The organism is Chlorobium sp. N1 (assembly GCF_004332115.1).
Classification (GTDB): Bacteria; Bacteroidota; Chlorobiia; order Chlorobiales; family Chlorobiaceae; genus Chlorobium.
In genome coordinates, this window is record NZ_SJPA01000003.1 from 49045 (window position 1) to 63638 (window position 14594).

Here is a 14594-nt window from a genome sequence, read left to right on the forward strand (position 1 = left end):
TCAGGGCTCGAGGTCGAACAGCCCTTTCGGGTGTGCGGATTCTTCCCGTACCTCCGGGGCCGTTTCCGGGTTGATCAACTCGATTCTGGTCTTCGCTGCCTGGAGCCGTTTGCGGCACTGTTCGGCAATGGCGATCCCCTCCTCGTAGAGCGCGATCGAGCCTTCCAGGCCGGTATCGGGCTTTTCCATGGTGCGGGTGATCTCTTCGAGGCGGCTGATGAGCGCTTCGATCGTGGGTTTTCGGGCTGCGGTATCGGCCATGGCGAGGCGGCGGTTCGGGTGTTGAAGGATTCCATTCCATAATAGGCAAAGAGCAAGAGTATTTCAAAAAGGCAGGTGTAAGAGTGAAGTTTGTCGACAGCGCATCCATATTCGTTCAGGCCGGCGAAGGAGGCAGGGGCTGCGTAAGCTTCCGCCGCGAGAAGTTCGTGCCGAAGGGCGGTCCCGACGGCGGCGACGGAGGAGACGGCGGCAGCGTCTGGCTCCGTACCAACAGCCACCTGACGACCCTGCTCGATTTCAAGTACCGGAAGAAGTACCTCGCTCCCCGCGGGGCCCACGGCCAGGGCGCGCGCAAGTCGGGCCGGAAGGGTGCCGACATCTACATCGACGTGCCGTGCGGCACGCTGGTGCGCAACGCGGAGACCGGCGCGGTACTTGCCGACCTGACCGGGGATGGCGACGAGGTGCTGATCGCGCGCGGCGGCCACGGCGGTCGCGGAAACCAGCATTTCGCAACGTCGACCAATCAGGCGCCCCGCCGTTCCGAGCCGGGCTGGAAAGGGGAGGAGCTGCAGCTCGACATGGAGCTGAAGCTGATGGCCGACGTCGGCCTGGTCGGCTTTCCCAATGCGGGCAAGTCCACCCTGATCTCGGTGCTCAGCGCCGCACGCCCGAAAATCGCCGACTACCCGTTCACGACCCTCGTGCCGAACCTCGGCATCGTCCGTTACGAGGAGTACAAGTCGTTCGTCATGGCCGACATTCCCGGCATCATCGAAGGGGCGGCCGAGGGGCGTGGGCTCGGCATCCAGTTCCTGCGCCATATCGAGCGCACCAAGATCCTTGCCGTCCTGGTATCGGCCGACAGCCAGGATGTCGAGACCGAGTACCGGACGCTGGTCGGGGAGCTTCGGAAGTTCGGCCGTGGCCTTCTGGAGAAGCCGAGGGTGCTCGTCGTCACGAAAATGGATGTCGCCCCCGAGGACTTCTGTCTGCCCTCGCCGGACGACGGGGTGAAGGTGCTTGCGATTTCGAGTGTTGCCGGAAAGGGGCTCAAAAAGCTCAAGGACGAGCTCTGGCGCGAAATCTCCACGCGCGAGCGGCCGGCCGGGACGGAGGCGGACGAGCTGGAAGGAGATGCGGAGCGGGTATGACGCAGGAGGGAGTTTCGGTCCGCAACGCCCGCCTCGGCGACGCGGCGGCGATTGCAGCGCTGACGAAGGAGTACGCAGGCGAAGGGATCATGCTGGAGCGGCCGGTGGACAACATCATCGAGAATATCCGCAACTTCTTTGTTGCCGAGCATGCCGGCAGGGTCATCGGGTGCTGCGCCGTCGCCTTCTACACGCCGAAGCTGGCGGAGATCCGCTCGCTTGCCGTCGAGGGCGGCTGGAAGCTCCGGGGCACCGGACGGCAGCTGGTCGAGAAGGCCGAGTCGATCCTCAGGGACGAAGGGGTGGCGGAGGTGTTCGTCCTGACCCTCAGCCGGGAATTTTTCCTCCGCCTCGGTTACGGCGAAGTCGAAAAAGAGTATTTTCCGCAGAAGATATGGCGCGACTGCACCCGCTGCCCGAAGCTGATGGCATGCGACGAAATCGCCATGAAGAAGACGCTGGTTCCCACTAACATCCAAACCTGAGGCCTGCCGTGATTGTCCATGAAGTCATAGTGAAGAACAGGGCCGGGCTGCATACCCGTCCCGCCGCCGCGGTCGTGAAGCTGGCATCCCGGTTCAAGGCCGACTTTTTCATCGAGATGCAGGGTGTCGAGATCAACGCCAAGTCGATTATCGGTGTTATGAGCCTTGCCGCCCCGAAGGGGACCAAGCTCACGCTGAAGCTTGCCGGCGAAGACGCCGACGAGGCCGCCCGCCAGCTTGTCGAGTTTTTTGAACAGGGGTTCGGAGAGCAGTAGCCCCTCAAGCGCCGGGGAGGTTCATTGAAGAAACTGCAGATTGCCCTCATCAGTCCGTTTCCTCCGATGCCGGGGGGGATATCCCGCTTCAGCAGCGAACTTTCCCGGGCGTTCAGGGCCACGGGCCACGGTCTTCATCCGGTCGGCTTCCGTGCACTCTACCCCGGATTTCTCCTCCGCATCCTCGGCGTCCCGCCCTCCCGTCCCGAACCCGCTGCCGGCGGTACCCTCGTCCTCTTTGATCCGCTGAGCTGGATCCGCACCGCCCTCGAGCTTCGCCGCCGCCGTCCCGATGTCATCCTCATCGCCTATTGGGCGGGTTTCCTCGCACCGCTCTGCTTCGTCATCCGACGGCTCAGCGGAATCAGGACGGTCGCCCTGCTCCACAACCTTACCTCGCACGAGTCCTTTTTCTTCGAGCCGCTGATGCGCCGCCTTCTTTTCCTCTCGGTCGACGGGGTCGTCACCCTCTCGGAGACGGTCGCGCGCCAGGCGGCCGAAAGCCTTCCGCGGACACCCCGCCTGGAACTGCAGCATCCCGACTACGCGTTTTCCTGCGAACCGCCCCCGAAGGAGGAGGCCCGCCGCCAGCTCAAGCTTCCCCTGGACGGGACGCTGCTGCTCTTTTTCGGCTACGTCCGCCGCTACAAGGGGCTCGACCTCCTGATCGAGGCCCTTGCGCTCCTTCCTTCCGGCAGCGATGTGCGCCTCGTCGTCGCCGGCGAGTTCTACGAGCCGCTCGAGCGCTACCGCAAGCTGATCTCCTCTCTCGGCCTTGAGGATCGTGTCGTCATCCATCCCGGTTATGTGCCGGCCGGCCGCACCCAGCTCTATTTCGCGGCGGCAGATGCCTGCGTCCTGCCTTACCGGAGCGCGACGCAGTCGGGGGTCGCCGGCATCGCGCGCGGCAGCCGGCTTCCGATCATCGTGACGCCGGCCGGCTCGCTGGCCCAGTCGGTGCACGGTCCTTCGTCCGGAGTGATTGCCGGCGGCTGCACGGCCCCCGCGCTCGCCGGGGCGATCGAGGCGTTCCTCGGCGCGGCCTCCCTCGGACTCGAGTACTGTGTGGACGGAGGCCTTTCATGGGAAGGCTTCGCCCGCTCCGCGGCGGATTTCCTCGCAGAGGGGACGGGAGGCCGGCCATGAACTCCCCGACCTGCATCGTGGTGGTCAACTGGAACGGAACCGAGGATACCCTCTCTTGTCTCCGTTCGCTCGAGCCGGTTCGTTCGAGGACCTGCATGGTGCTGGTGGTCGACAACGGTTCGAGCGACGGATCCGCCGGGAGGATTAGCAGCGCCTCTCCCGCAACCGAAGTGCTCGAGCTTCCCCGCAACCTCGGCTATGGGGGCGCATGCAACGCCGGCTTCCGCCGTGCCGAGGAACTCGGCGCCCGCTCGGTGATTTTTCTCAACAACGACACGCTGGTCGAGCCGTCGTTTGCCGCTGCGCTGCTTCTCGTGCTCTCGGAGGATCCCTCGGCGGGGATCGCGGTGCCGAAGATCCTCTATCTCGACCGGCCCGGCACCATCTGGTACGCCGGCGGCGAGGTGGACCTCCTGCGGGGGCTCGTGCGCCACAGAGGCATCCGGCACAGGGACTCGGCCCGCTTCAGCCGGCCCGGCCATACCGACTATGCGACCGGCTGCTGCCTGGCCATGCGCACCAGGGACTTCAGGGCCGTCGGGGGATTCGACGAGGAGTTCGGCATGTACGCCGAAGACGTCGATCTCTCCCTCCGGGTCCGGGCGCTCGGCTTCAGCATAGACTACGAACCCTCGGCCGTCGTCCTGCACCGGGTCTCGTCTTCCTTCAGAGGACGCTTGGCGAGGAAGGCCTGGCTGCGATCGAAGGGCACCCTGCGGCTGCTGCGCAAGCACGGCTCGTGGCCGGCGATCCTCTTTTTCATCCTCCTCGAGCCGCTGCGCCTCATGAGGGGCGCCCTCTCGACAGTCGTGCGGCTTCCTGCCGGCAGGCTCCGCGAACGGGAGGCGGCGAAGTGATCGGAAAGAATCCGCTGCGGACCCGCATCGACGGCCGCTACCTTGCCGAAGCGGCCCACCGGGTCCGCTGGCGGAAGAGCGTGCGCTTCCTCGAGGGGTGGGACGTCCCGGCAGGGCTCCATCAGCGCGGACTGGACCTCGGAGACCGGACCCCGATGACGGGGTTTGCCGAAGAGCTCTTCGGCTTCCCGTTCGACTCGAGTGCGGTGGACCTCGACCTGGAGGCGCTCTCCGGCCGGTACGGCGTGGTCTGCGCCTTCGAAGTGCTCGAGCATCTCTTCAACCCGCTGCACGCGCTGCTCGAAGTCCGGAAGGTGATGGCGGGCCCCGCCGCACGCCTTTTCGTCTCGATGCCCCTCGCGAAGCCGGAGGCGCTCCGGAGCCCCGAGCACTTCCATGAGATGAGCCGGCGGGAGGCCCTCGCCCTCTTTGCTCGGGCGGGCTTCAGGGTGGAGCGCAGCGCACTCGTGCGCATACGCCGCCCGCTGTTCTACCTCACCGGCATGAAGCCGCTTTTCCGGTTCTTTTTCGAGCGGGTGCAGCTGTTTGAATTATCAACAGCCGAAGTCCAGTCAACAGCCGAAGTCCCCTCAACAGCCGAAGTACCGCCCGCAACCGAAATCGGGGAGGGCGGAGCATGAGTCTCGCTCAAGCGAAGCCAGAAGCGAAACGCCCGGCCGGACGCCGCCTGGTGTGGTTTTCGGAGGTCCAGTGGGATTTCCTCTCCACCCGAAAGCAGCGCCTGCTCGCCCGGTTTCCGGAAAACTGGCGGATCCTCTTCATCGAACCCTTCGCGCTCGGTCGCCCGAACCACTGGATTCCGGTCCGCCGGGGCAGGGTGGTGGTGGTCGGCATCCCCTTTCTCAAGCGGGTTCCCTTTCGGTTCGGCCGCCTGCTCGATGTTCGGCTCATCCGTCACGTTGCCGCTCTTCCCGGCGTGCTGCTCCTTCATTTCTGGCTCATGCTTCTCGGCTTCGCCGGCCGGCGGCGCATCGTCGGACTCAGCAACCTCTACTGGGCGAAGGCGGTTTCGCGCCTGTCTTCGATCCTCAGCTTCTACGACGCCAACGATGACCATCTCGCCTTTCCGGGCACGCCCTCCTGGCTCCGGCCGGAGCTCCGACGCTGGCTTGGACGGGTGGGGCTGGTCTTCAGCGTCAGCCGGACCATGACGGGGCGTCTTTTGCTTCCGCCCTCCGTCCGTGTCGTTACGCTCGGCAACGGTGTGGAGTTCAGCCATTTCGCCGAGCCCCGCTCCGCCGTGCCCGAGCCGTTTCGGGAATCGGGCGGTCCGATTCTCGGCTACGCCGGCGCCATGGACTGGCTCGATGTGCCGCTGCTCGTGCGCACCGCTGCGGCCTGGCCGGACTGCCGGATCGAACTTGTCGGGCCCGCCTACGAGCACGGCTGGTGGGAGCGCCAGTCGGAACTGCGGGCCCTGGGGAATGTTCGCTGGCACGGCCGTGTGGCATACGCCGAGCTGCCCTCCTGGATGCAGCGGTTCGATCTCGGGCTCCTGCCGCTCGAGCGAAGCGAGCTCAAGCGGGCCTCGAATCCCAACAAACTTTATGAATATGCCGCCGCCGGGGTACCGGTACTCGCCCTCAACTACTGCGACGCCGTCGACGATGCCCGCGGGGAGGTGATGGTCGCCGATACGGAGGACGAGTTCGTGCGCATGGTTCCCATGGCGCTCAGGGACGGTCGCCGGGAGCTCCGCCAGGCGTTCGCCCGACGCCACAGCTGGGACCGGCTTGCTTCCGAAATGGTCGATGAGCTCGAGCGTTCGATCAGGGAGGCGCGGTCGTGAGGAGCACCGTTTCCATCGCCGCCGGCGCCGGCGTCTCCTTCGGAGGATACGTCGTCGGCCAGGGGGTCCGTTTCCTTTTCAGCCTCGCTGTGGCGCGTCTGCTCGGGGCCGACGCCCTCGGCACCTACGCGCTCGCGATGGCCATGATCCAGATCGCCGAGGTGGCGGCCCTCTTCGGACTCGATTCGGCGCTCCTGCGTTTTGCGGGGATGCATCGGGCCGATCCCCAGCGGAGGCGTCGGCTGATCGGTTTCGCGCTCAAGGCCGGCCTGGTCCTCTCCGTCCTGGTTATGCTGCTGCTGGAGATGTTCTCCGGTGCCCTTGCCGAGTTGCTTCACGGAGGCCGGCTCCTCCAGCTGGCCATCTCCTGCTATGCGGCGGCCATCCCCTTCAATACGGCCGCCATGCTCTACGGCCACGCCATGCAGGCATGCGGCCGCATCCAGCCGAAAATCATCGCCACCCAGGTGCTGAGCCCGGTGCTGCTCCTCCTTTTCACGCTGTTGTTCAACGCCCTCCTGGGGCGCCAGGCCGCCCTGCTTCTTCCCGTGGGGCTTTCGGCCGCCGCCGCGTTTGTATGGATCCGCCCCCGCCTGCGTCCGATCACCGGCCTGCAGCCGGGGGATGTCGGGGGGGCCGCCGTCGAGCAGCCCGTGCTCTCCTATGCGCTTCCGTTCATGCTGGTCTCCCTCTTCAGCATGACCTCCCACTGGCTCGATGTCGTCATGCTCGGCATGCTTACCGATCCTGCTACGGTGGGTCTCTACCATCCGGCTGCGCGGACCGCCGGCCTCGTGCGCGCCGTCCTGCCGGCGTTCGCCGGCATGGCCGCACCGCTCTTCGCCGAACTGCACGCGGCAGGCCGTATGGAGGAGCTGGGCCGCATCTACCGGCTTGTCACCCGCTGGATGGTGACGGTGGCGCTCCCGCCGGTTCTGCTCCTGCTCTGCTTTCCTTCCGAGGTGCTCTCGGTTTTCGGCCGCCACTTCAGCGCAGCCGCACCAGTCCTCGTGCTGCTCTCTTCGGCCTCGCTCGTCCAGGCGCTCTTCGGCATCGCCGCAACACTCCTCGCCATGGCCGGCCATGCCCGGCTCAGCCTCCTCAACGCCCTCTTCGGGCTGGTGCTCCAGGCCGGACTGAACCTCCTCCTGATCCCTCGGATGGGGATCGAGGGAGCCGCCCTCGCCGGACTCGTGCTGTTCGGCGCGCTCGCCGCGGTGCGTCTTTTCGAGGTTCGTCGGCTCCTGCGCCTGCATCCGTTCTCCTCCCCGCTGCTGAAGCCTTTCGCTGCTGGTGCCGGTGTCCTCGCTGTGCTCCTGGTTCTTCGTCCGTGGCTCATCCTGCTGCCGCTTCCGGTTCTGCTCGCTGCGGCGGCCGTTGCCGCCGTTGCCGTGTATGGCGGGCTTTTGCTGGCCCTCGGGTTGGAAGAGGAGGAGCGGGAGATTATTTTACGTGCAGGCTCGCCGTTCAGGCCGAACCGCTGATTTCCGAAACACACACAAGAGAACCGAGAGGCTTGAAAAAGACGATCCTTCCACCATTTGCCGCCGCCTTCGGCTACCTGCTCCTGGTCATTGCGCTCTACTGGCCGGTGGCTTTCCTCTCCTACGTCCCGGCGGTTCCCGACAGCCTCGTGCCCGCCGCCACCTCGGCGGCGCTCCGCCAGCTGCAGGACGCCAGCGGCCACTACCCGCTCTGGCAGCCGTGGGTCTTTTCCGGGATGCCGACGGTCGGTGCCTTCAGTTACCTCAGCGCTCTCTATTTCCCCAACCTCGTTTTCTCCCTTTTCGGGGCCGATGCGATGCACCTGCAGCTGCTCCACCTGGTCTTCGCCGGTCTCGGGACCTTCCTTTTTCTGCGTCGGTCGGGCGTTGAGCCCGTTGCCGCTTTCTTCGGCGGTGCGGCTTTCCTCCTGAACCCCTATTTCTCGGCCATGCTGGCTCACGGCCACGGGAGCCAGCTGATGACGGCGGCTTATATGCCCTGGATGCTCTGGGCCCTCATGCGGGTCGTCGAGCGTGGGCGGCTCGCCGATGCCGGCATCCTCGCCCTCATCGCCGGCTTCCAGCTGCAGCGTTCCCATGTGCAGGTAGCCTGGTACTCCTGGCTGCTCGCCGCCCTTCTCGTCTTCTTCCTCTTCCTCTCACAGCGGACTCCGTTCAGGGAGAAGCTTCGTCCTCTGGGACTGCTCGTGCTCGGCCTCGCCTGCGGGGTGGCCATGTCGGCGGTGATCTACCTGCCCGCATCTGCCTATGCGCCCTTCTCGGTGCGCGGGATGGCCGGCGGAGGAGGTTCGTCGATGGAGTACGCGACGCTCTGGTCGATGCATCCACTGGAACTCATGACCTTCATCGTGCCCGGCTTTTACGGCTTCGGGGGAGTCACCTACTGGGGGTTCATGCCGTTCACCGATTATCCCAACTACGCCGGCATCCTGGTCCTGCTGCTCTCGCTCGTCGGGGCATGGGCCGGCAGGCGGGACGGGGTGGTCCGGTTCCTCGTCGCCTCGTCGCTCCTCTCGCTCCTGCTTTCATTCGGCCGTTTCTTCCCGCCGGTCTTTGAGCTGTTCTACCATGCCGCTCCGCTCTTCAGCCGGTTCAGGGTGCCCTCCATGGCCCTGCTCATGCTCTATCTGTCGGTGGCCGGCCTTGCCGCATACGGCCTCTCGGCCCTGCTTCGTGCCCGGGCCGAACGCCTCCACCGGCCGCTGCGCCTGGCTTCGCTTGCATTTGCCGCCCTGCTCATCGTCTCCCTTGCCGCCGGGGGGGCGTTTGAGGAGCGGCTTCGTTCGATTTTCCCCTCCCCCGCGGTCGGAAGTTTCGAGCTCAGCCTCCTCGTCAACCGGGTGCGGCTCGAGGGTCTCGAGCACGGCGCCTTGCTCCTTGCCGCCCTGCTCGGCCTGGGCATGCTGCTGCTCTGGCTCGGCCTCAAGCGCTTCCTGCCGCATCGGACGGCCGTCCTGCTCTTTGCCCTGCTCTCGATCGGCGACCTGTTCTGGTGCAGCATGCGGGTCGTCCAGCCTTCGCCTTCCTCGCTGCGCCCGTCCGTTCTCGTGTCGCGCCCTGCCCTCCGTCCGGCGCTCGAGCCCGACGAGGTCACCCGGTGGCTTGCCCGGCAGCCGGGGCCTTTCCGCGTCTATCCGGCCGGCAGGCTCTTCGGGGAGAACAAGTTCGCGATTTCGGGCGTCGAGTCGGTGGGCGGCTACCATCCGGCAAAGTTCAGCAGCTACGAGCAGCTGATTGCAAAGACCGGGAACCTTGCCAGTCCGGCAGTCCTCCGGATGCTCAACGTCCGTTACGTCATCAGCGAGCAGGCGGTCAGCCATCCCGATCTGGAGCCGGTGATGGTGGGGGAGCTCCTGCTGGCCTCCGGCCCGCTCACGGCTCATGTCTATCGGCTCCGGGGATCCCTGCCGAGGGCCTGGGGCGCGCGGAAGGCCGAGAGTGTCGCGAATTTTGACGAACTCGTCTCGCGGCTGGAGTCGACGGGCGCAGATCCCGCAACGGTGTACGTCGTCGGCGATTCCCCGCTTGCCGGCCGTTCGTTCGCCCCGGCGGAGGTCAAGCTCCTGTCCCGTACTGCCGAGTCGGCTGCATATGATGTCGTTGCCGAGGGCGAGGGGCTGCTCGTCGAGAGCGAAATCAGCTACCCGCTCCGCTGGAAGGCGGCGGTCGACGGCAACCCCGTGCCGGTCGAGACCCTTAACGGGGTGCTCAGGGGCGTCGTCGTTCCCGCCGGCAGAAGCCGGGTCAGCCTCTCTTACGACCGTAGCGGTTTCGAGCGCGCACGCGGGATCTCCTACGCCGCTTTCGGCCTCGCCCTCCTTCTTACGCTCACCGGCGCGCTTCCCGGACGGCGCAGGAACTCGTAGGGGATTGCTATATTTATATAATAGTATATAATAAGAGCGTATCAGCAACGCGCGTCCGCCGGATTCCAGACGGAAGGATGCTTCAACGATAACCGAGAGACGTGAAAAAGATCCTGTTCCTTGCCGCCAGCTACCCCCCGTACATGACCGACGGCGCGTCGCGCGCCTACCGGATGGCTTCCCGCCTTCCCGGATACGGATGGGAGCCCGTGGTTGTCGCGCCTCCCGCGTTTGTTTCCGGCGAGGGTGAAGCGGGTTCAGGGGTGGCCGGCCCTGTGCGGGTCTACAGGACCGGTGCGCCGGTCGAAATCGGTGCGCTGGAAGCCTGCCAGCTCGCCTCGTTCGCCAGAGGCGAGCGGATCGCGCAGGGCGGGAGGCTTTCGGCGGTGATTCCCACGGTTTTCCGTCAGGCGCATCCCTCTGAGGCCTGGGAGAAACAGGCTTCCGTGGTGGCCGAAGAGGTGATGAAGGAACATCCCGACATCGAGGCCATCTACGCCCAGGGCCCCCCATCCGCACCGCTCAGGCTCGGCCTTGAGCTTTCGCTTCGCCACGGGGTTCCGGCCATGTTCGACCTCACCGCTCCGCTCGACATGGCGCGCCCATGGTCGCCGCTTTCCGACCAGCACGGAGATGAGCTGGCCCGGCTCGAGCAGAAGGTGCTCTCGACCGGCTACAGCGTCATCACTCCGACCCGGGCCCTGAAGGAGCATTTTCTGAGGAAGCATTTCGGCAAGGTCGCCCATGACGACATCACGATCATTTCGGACTGCGGACCGCTCGGACCTGCAGCGGCGAGCGGGGGTCCCTCTGCCGTATCGCGCCCGCTCGTCATCGTCGAGCGTGCTGAGGAAAAGGGGCTCAGGGTGTTTTTCTCAGCCCTCGCTTCCCTGATGCGGGAGAGCGGCGCCGGCTCGATCTTCAGCGGCGCTACCGTCGTGGACTCCTCCGGCGGGATGGTGGCGAAGCAGCTGCGCAAGGCCGGTATCGAGGGCGACCTCGTCACCTGCTGCACCCCCTCCGAGGAGGAGGAGCTCGCCCTCCTGCGTGCCGCCTCGGCCGTCGGTGTCATAACCGGGGGCTACAGGTCCGCCGAGCTCTGGCTCCCGGGCCGGCTGATCGACGCGGCTTTCAGTCGCAAGCATCTCTTTACCGTCGCACCCGAGGGTGTCGCAACCCGTTTCGTGGAAGAGTGCGGAGGGTCCCACGCCCGGCCCGCGGACCGGGAGGCCATCGGCGGCATGCTCTCCAGGCTCGCCGGGGTGCTTGATGGCGGCCTCCAGGCCGAGGTGCCGGCGGAGCTGCTGGCCCGCCACGGCGAGGAGGAGACCCTCACCGAGCTGGTCCGCTCCATCGCCATGATGCTGCCGGTCTGAATCCTTCTTCCGGCCGGAGCGCGACCGTTTTTTTTCGTTGCGCTCCGTTTCCCCTCCCTCCCGATCCCTGCCTGTCCATCTTTCTTTTTTGCTCCGGATCTTTCTTAAGCCCGTCCGGACGGGGTTTTCGGGCGATTTATCCCGCCTTCGGGACGATTAATTTTCATCCGGAAAAATGATGTTTTCCGTTTTGTTTTTTTTTGTAATTCGCTTACATTGGTGGTCCTTATGGATTTTTATGCCAGAAAAGGCACCAACAAGAGATTTTAAATAGAAAGAGAGTCACAGTATGCCGACGATTCAGCAGCTCATCAGGCGCGGAAGAAGTGTGAAAGCGTCAAAAACAGCCTCACCGGCGCTTGAGAAGTGCCCGCAGAAGAGGGGTGTGTGTACCCGTGTGTACACGACGACGCCGAAAAAGCCTAACTCGGCGCTGCGCAAGGTTGCCCGTGTGAGGCTCTCGAACAAGATCGAGGTGACGGCCTATATCCCTGGTGAGGGTCACAACCTCCAGGAGCACTCCATCGTGCTGATCCGCGGCGGAAGGGTCAAGGATCTTCCCGGTGTGCGCTACCATATCGTCCGCGGTTCGCTCGATACGTCGGGTGTTGCCGACAGGAAGCAGAGTCGCTCTAAGTACGGCGCCAAGCAGCCGAAAGCTGCTCCGGCCAAGAAGTAAGGGATATAACCGAATCTAAATCCAAGTCAGGAATTATGTCGAAAAAAGGTGGCTATAAAGGTGTTGCAGTTGATCACCGTTACAATGACGAGAGTGTTGCCCGCTTCATCAATGCGGTGATGCTTGACGGCAAGAAGGATGTCGCAACCAAGATTGTTTATGATGCGTTTGCGATCATCGGCGAGAAGATGCCTGATGAGAATCCGCTCGAGGTGTACCATCGTGCGATGTCGAATATCGCTCCTGTCGTCGAGGTCCGCAGCAAGCGGGTCGGCGGTGCGACATACCAGATCCCGATGGAGGTCAAGCCTTCCCGCAGGGGTGCGCTTGCATTTCGTTGGTTGAAGCAGTTCTCCGTCAGGCGTGGCGGACGCTCCATGGCCGAGAAGCTCGCCGCCGAACTGATGGATGCCGCTTCCGAGCAGGGTGCATCGGTGAAGAAGCGCGACGAGGTCCATCGCATGGCCGACGCCAACAAGGCATTCGCGCATTTCAGGTTCTGAGGGTTGTTTGTCCCGACTAGATTAATAGACTAAACTTTTGTTATGACCAGGCAGGTTGCACTAGACAAGGTTCGCAATATCGGCATCATGGCTCACATCGATGCCGGCAAGACCACGACCACAGAGAGGATTCTCTACTACACCGGTCGTCTGCACCGCATGGGCGAAGTGCATGATGGCGGCGCGACGATGGACTGGATGGACCAGGAGAAAGAGCGCGGCATCACCATCACTTCCGCTGCCACGACCTGTTTCTGGGCGCCGAAGTTCGGCAACTACGAGGGAGTGAAGCATCGCATCAATATTATCGATACTCCCGGTCACGTCGACTTCACTGTCGAGGTCGAGCGTTCGCTCCGCGTGCTTGATGGCGCCGTCGCGCTGTTCTGTGCTGTCGGTGGTGTCGAGCCCCAGTCCGAGACTGTCTGGCGCCAGGCCAACAAGTATGGTGTCCCCCGCATCGCCTACGTCAACAAGATGGATCGTACCGGTGCCGATTTCTTCGATACCGTCAATTCGATCAAGGAGCGCCTCAACGCCAATCCCGTACCGATCCAGATTCCGATCGGCGAGGGCGAGATCTTTGCCGGCTTTGTCGATCTGATCCGTATGAAGGGCATCATCTACGACAAGGAGGACGGCAGCACCTACGAAGAGGTCGCCATCCCGCACGATCTCGAGAACGAGGCCCGCACCTGGCGTATCAATATGCTCGAGGCCGTTTCCGAGGTCGACGAGACCCTACTTGAGAAATATCTGAACGGTGAGGATATCACCGAGGCTGAGATCCGCAAGGTTCTTCGCCAGGCTACGCTCAATGTCGACATCATTCCTGTCCTCTGCGGATCATCCTTCAAGAACAAGGGTGTGCAGTTCATGCTTGATGCTGTTGTCGACTATCTTGCTTCCCCGGTCGACGACGGCGAGGTCGAGGGTCACCACCCCCGCACCGAGGAGCCGGTTGTCCGCCATCCGAAAGACGAGGAGCCGTTCGCCGCGCTTGCCTTCAAGATCGCGACCGATCCGTTCGTCGGTAAGCTTACTTTCTTCCGTGTCTATTCCGGTACGCTGAAGGCCGGCAGCTATGTTCTGAATTCCATCACCGGCAAGAAAGAGCGCATCGGCCGCGTGCTGCAGATGCACTCCAACAAGCGTGAGGATATCGAGGTCGTCTACGCTGGTGATATCGCCGCCGCCGTCGGCCTCAAAGAGGTCCGAACCGGTGATACGCTCTGCGACGAGCAGAATCCCGTCGTCCTTGAGAAGATGGTCTTCCCCGAGCCGGTGATCCAGATCGCCATCGAGCCGAAGACCAAGGCCGATTCCGATAAGCTCGGCATGTCGCTTGCAAAGCTCGCCGAGGAGGATCCGACCTTCCGCGTGAAGACCGATGAAGAAACCGGCCAGACGCTGATCGCGGGTATGGGCGAGCTCCACCTGGAGATTCTCGTCGACCGCCTGAAGCGCGAGTTCAAGGTTGAGGCCAACGTCGGCCAGCCGCAGGTCGCCTATCGCGAAACCGTTCGCGCCAAGGTAGATTTCGAGGGCAAGTTCGTCCGCCAGTCGGGTGGTAAGGGTCAGTTCGGTCTCGTCAATATCACTGTCGAGCCTCTCGAGGAGGGCAAGGGTTACGAGTTCGTCGACGCCATCAAGGGCGGCGTGATCCCCAGGGAGTACATCCCCGCGGTCAACGCCGGTATCCAGCAGGCGATGAAGGATGGCGTGGTCGCAGGTTACCCGATGCAGGATATCAAGGTTACGCTTTTCGACGGCAAGTACCACGACGTCGACTCTTCGGAAATGGCGTTCAAGATCGCCGGTTCGATCGGTTTCAAGGGTGCGGCACGCAAGGCTTCGCCGGTGCTGCTCGAGCCGATCATGAAGGTGGAGGTCATCACCCCCGAGGAGTATCTCGGCGACGTGATGGGCGACCTCTCCAGCCGTCGCGGACATATCGAGGGCATGGGCCAGAGGGCAGGCGCGCAGTTCGTCGGCGCCAAGGTCCCGCTCTCCTCCATGTTCGGTTACTCGACCGACCTGCGGTCGATGACCCAGGGCCGTGCGAACTACTCGATGGAGTTCGAGAGCTACCGCGAGGTTCCGCGCAATATCGCCGACACGCTCCAGGAGAAGAGGGTCGAGAAGGATGAGTATTAAGACGAGAGATTGAGCAGTTCATTTTTCACTACCAACAACAAACAGACAGACCGGAGATA

At 63.9% G+C, this 14594-nt stretch carries 14 protein-coding genes; 13 read left to right on the top strand and 1 reads right to left on the bottom strand.

Features of this window, described 5'->3' with window-relative positions; translation table 11 throughout:
• Entirely contained in the window at positions 1–261 is a 261-nt protein-coding gene (gene xseB, locus E0L29_RS05550; protein WP_131355992.1) for an exodeoxyribonuclease VII small subunit, read from the bottom strand.
• 83 nt (positions 262–344) lie between these two features.
• Between xseB and obgE the strand changes: the two genes are divergently transcribed.
• From obgE to fusA, 13 genes are all read left to right on the top strand, one after another.
• Entirely contained in the window at positions 345–1376 is a 1032-nt protein-coding gene (obgE, locus tag E0L29_RS05555) for a GTPase ObgE (protein WP_131355995.1), read from the top strand.
• Entirely contained in the window at positions 1373–1861 is a 489-nt protein-coding gene (locus E0L29_RS05560) for an N-acetyltransferase (RefSeq protein ID WP_131355998.1), read from the top strand. The genes obgE and E0L29_RS05560 overlap by 4 nt, the downstream gene beginning before the upstream one ends.
• 8 nt (positions 1862–1869) lie before the next feature.
• A complete protein-coding gene (locus tag E0L29_RS05565; RefSeq protein WP_011356933.1) occupies positions 1870–2136 on the top strand; it encodes an HPr family phosphocarrier protein in 267 nt (88 codons plus the stop codon).
• A gap of 24 nt (positions 2137–2160) precedes the next feature.
• Positions 2161–3282 carry a glycosyltransferase gene (locus E0L29_RS05570; RefSeq protein WP_131356001.1) on the top strand — a complete coding sequence of 374 codons (1122 nt, stop codon included), beginning with the start codon at positions 2161–2163 and terminating at the stop codon, positions 3280–3282.
• Positions 3279–4139, top strand: coding sequence for a glycosyltransferase family 2 protein (locus tag E0L29_RS05575; RefSeq protein ID WP_131356005.1), 861 nt, complete (start codon positions 3279–3281; stop codon positions 4137–4139). Before E0L29_RS05570 ends, E0L29_RS05575 begins: the two co-directional genes overlap by 4 nt.
• Positions 4136–4780 carry a methyltransferase domain-containing protein gene (locus E0L29_RS05580; RefSeq protein WP_347564586.1) on the top strand — a complete coding sequence of 215 codons (645 nt, stop codon included), beginning with the start codon at positions 4136–4138 and terminating at the stop codon, positions 4778–4780. The genes E0L29_RS05575 and E0L29_RS05580 overlap by 4 nt, the downstream gene beginning before the upstream one ends.
• Entirely contained in the window at positions 4777–5949 is a 1173-nt protein-coding gene (locus E0L29_RS05585) for a glycosyltransferase (protein WP_131356008.1), read from the top strand. Before E0L29_RS05580 ends, E0L29_RS05585 begins: the two co-directional genes overlap by 4 nt.
• Positions 5946–7433: a polysaccharide biosynthesis C-terminal domain-containing protein gene (locus tag E0L29_RS05590; protein ID WP_131356012.1), complete on the top strand. Its 1488-nt coding sequence runs from the start codon at positions 5946–5948 to the stop codon at positions 7431–7433. The genes E0L29_RS05585 and E0L29_RS05590 overlap by 4 nt, the downstream gene beginning before the upstream one ends.
• A gap of 32 nt (positions 7434–7465) precedes the next feature.
• Positions 7466–9820, top strand: coding sequence for a hypothetical protein (locus E0L29_RS05595; protein WP_131356015.1), 2355 nt, complete (start codon positions 7466–7468; stop codon positions 9818–9820).
• 101 nt (positions 9821–9921) lie between these two features.
• Entirely contained in the window at positions 9922–11196 is a 1275-nt protein-coding gene (locus tag E0L29_RS05600) for a hypothetical protein (RefSeq protein ID WP_131356019.1), read from the top strand.
• Positions 11197–11485: 289 nt separating this feature from the next.
• The gene (gene rpsL / locus E0L29_RS05605; protein ID WP_131356022.1) at positions 11486–11875 is read left to right on the top strand and encodes a 30S ribosomal protein S12; all 390 of its coding nucleotides are present in this window, start codon (positions 11486–11488) and stop codon (positions 11873–11875) included.
• Positions 11876–11910: 35 nt separating this feature from the next.
• Positions 11911–12378, top strand: a complete 468-nt coding sequence (rpsG, locus tag E0L29_RS05610; RefSeq protein WP_131356025.1) for a 30S ribosomal protein S7 — start codon at positions 11911–11913, stop codon at positions 12376–12378.
• A gap of 42 nt (positions 12379–12420) precedes the next feature.
• Complete coding sequence (fusA, locus tag E0L29_RS05615; protein ID WP_131356028.1) at positions 12421–14535, top strand: elongation factor G; 2115 nt, start codon at positions 12421–12423, stop codon at positions 14533–14535.
• The last annotated feature ends 59 nt before the right edge of the window (positions 14536–14594 follow it).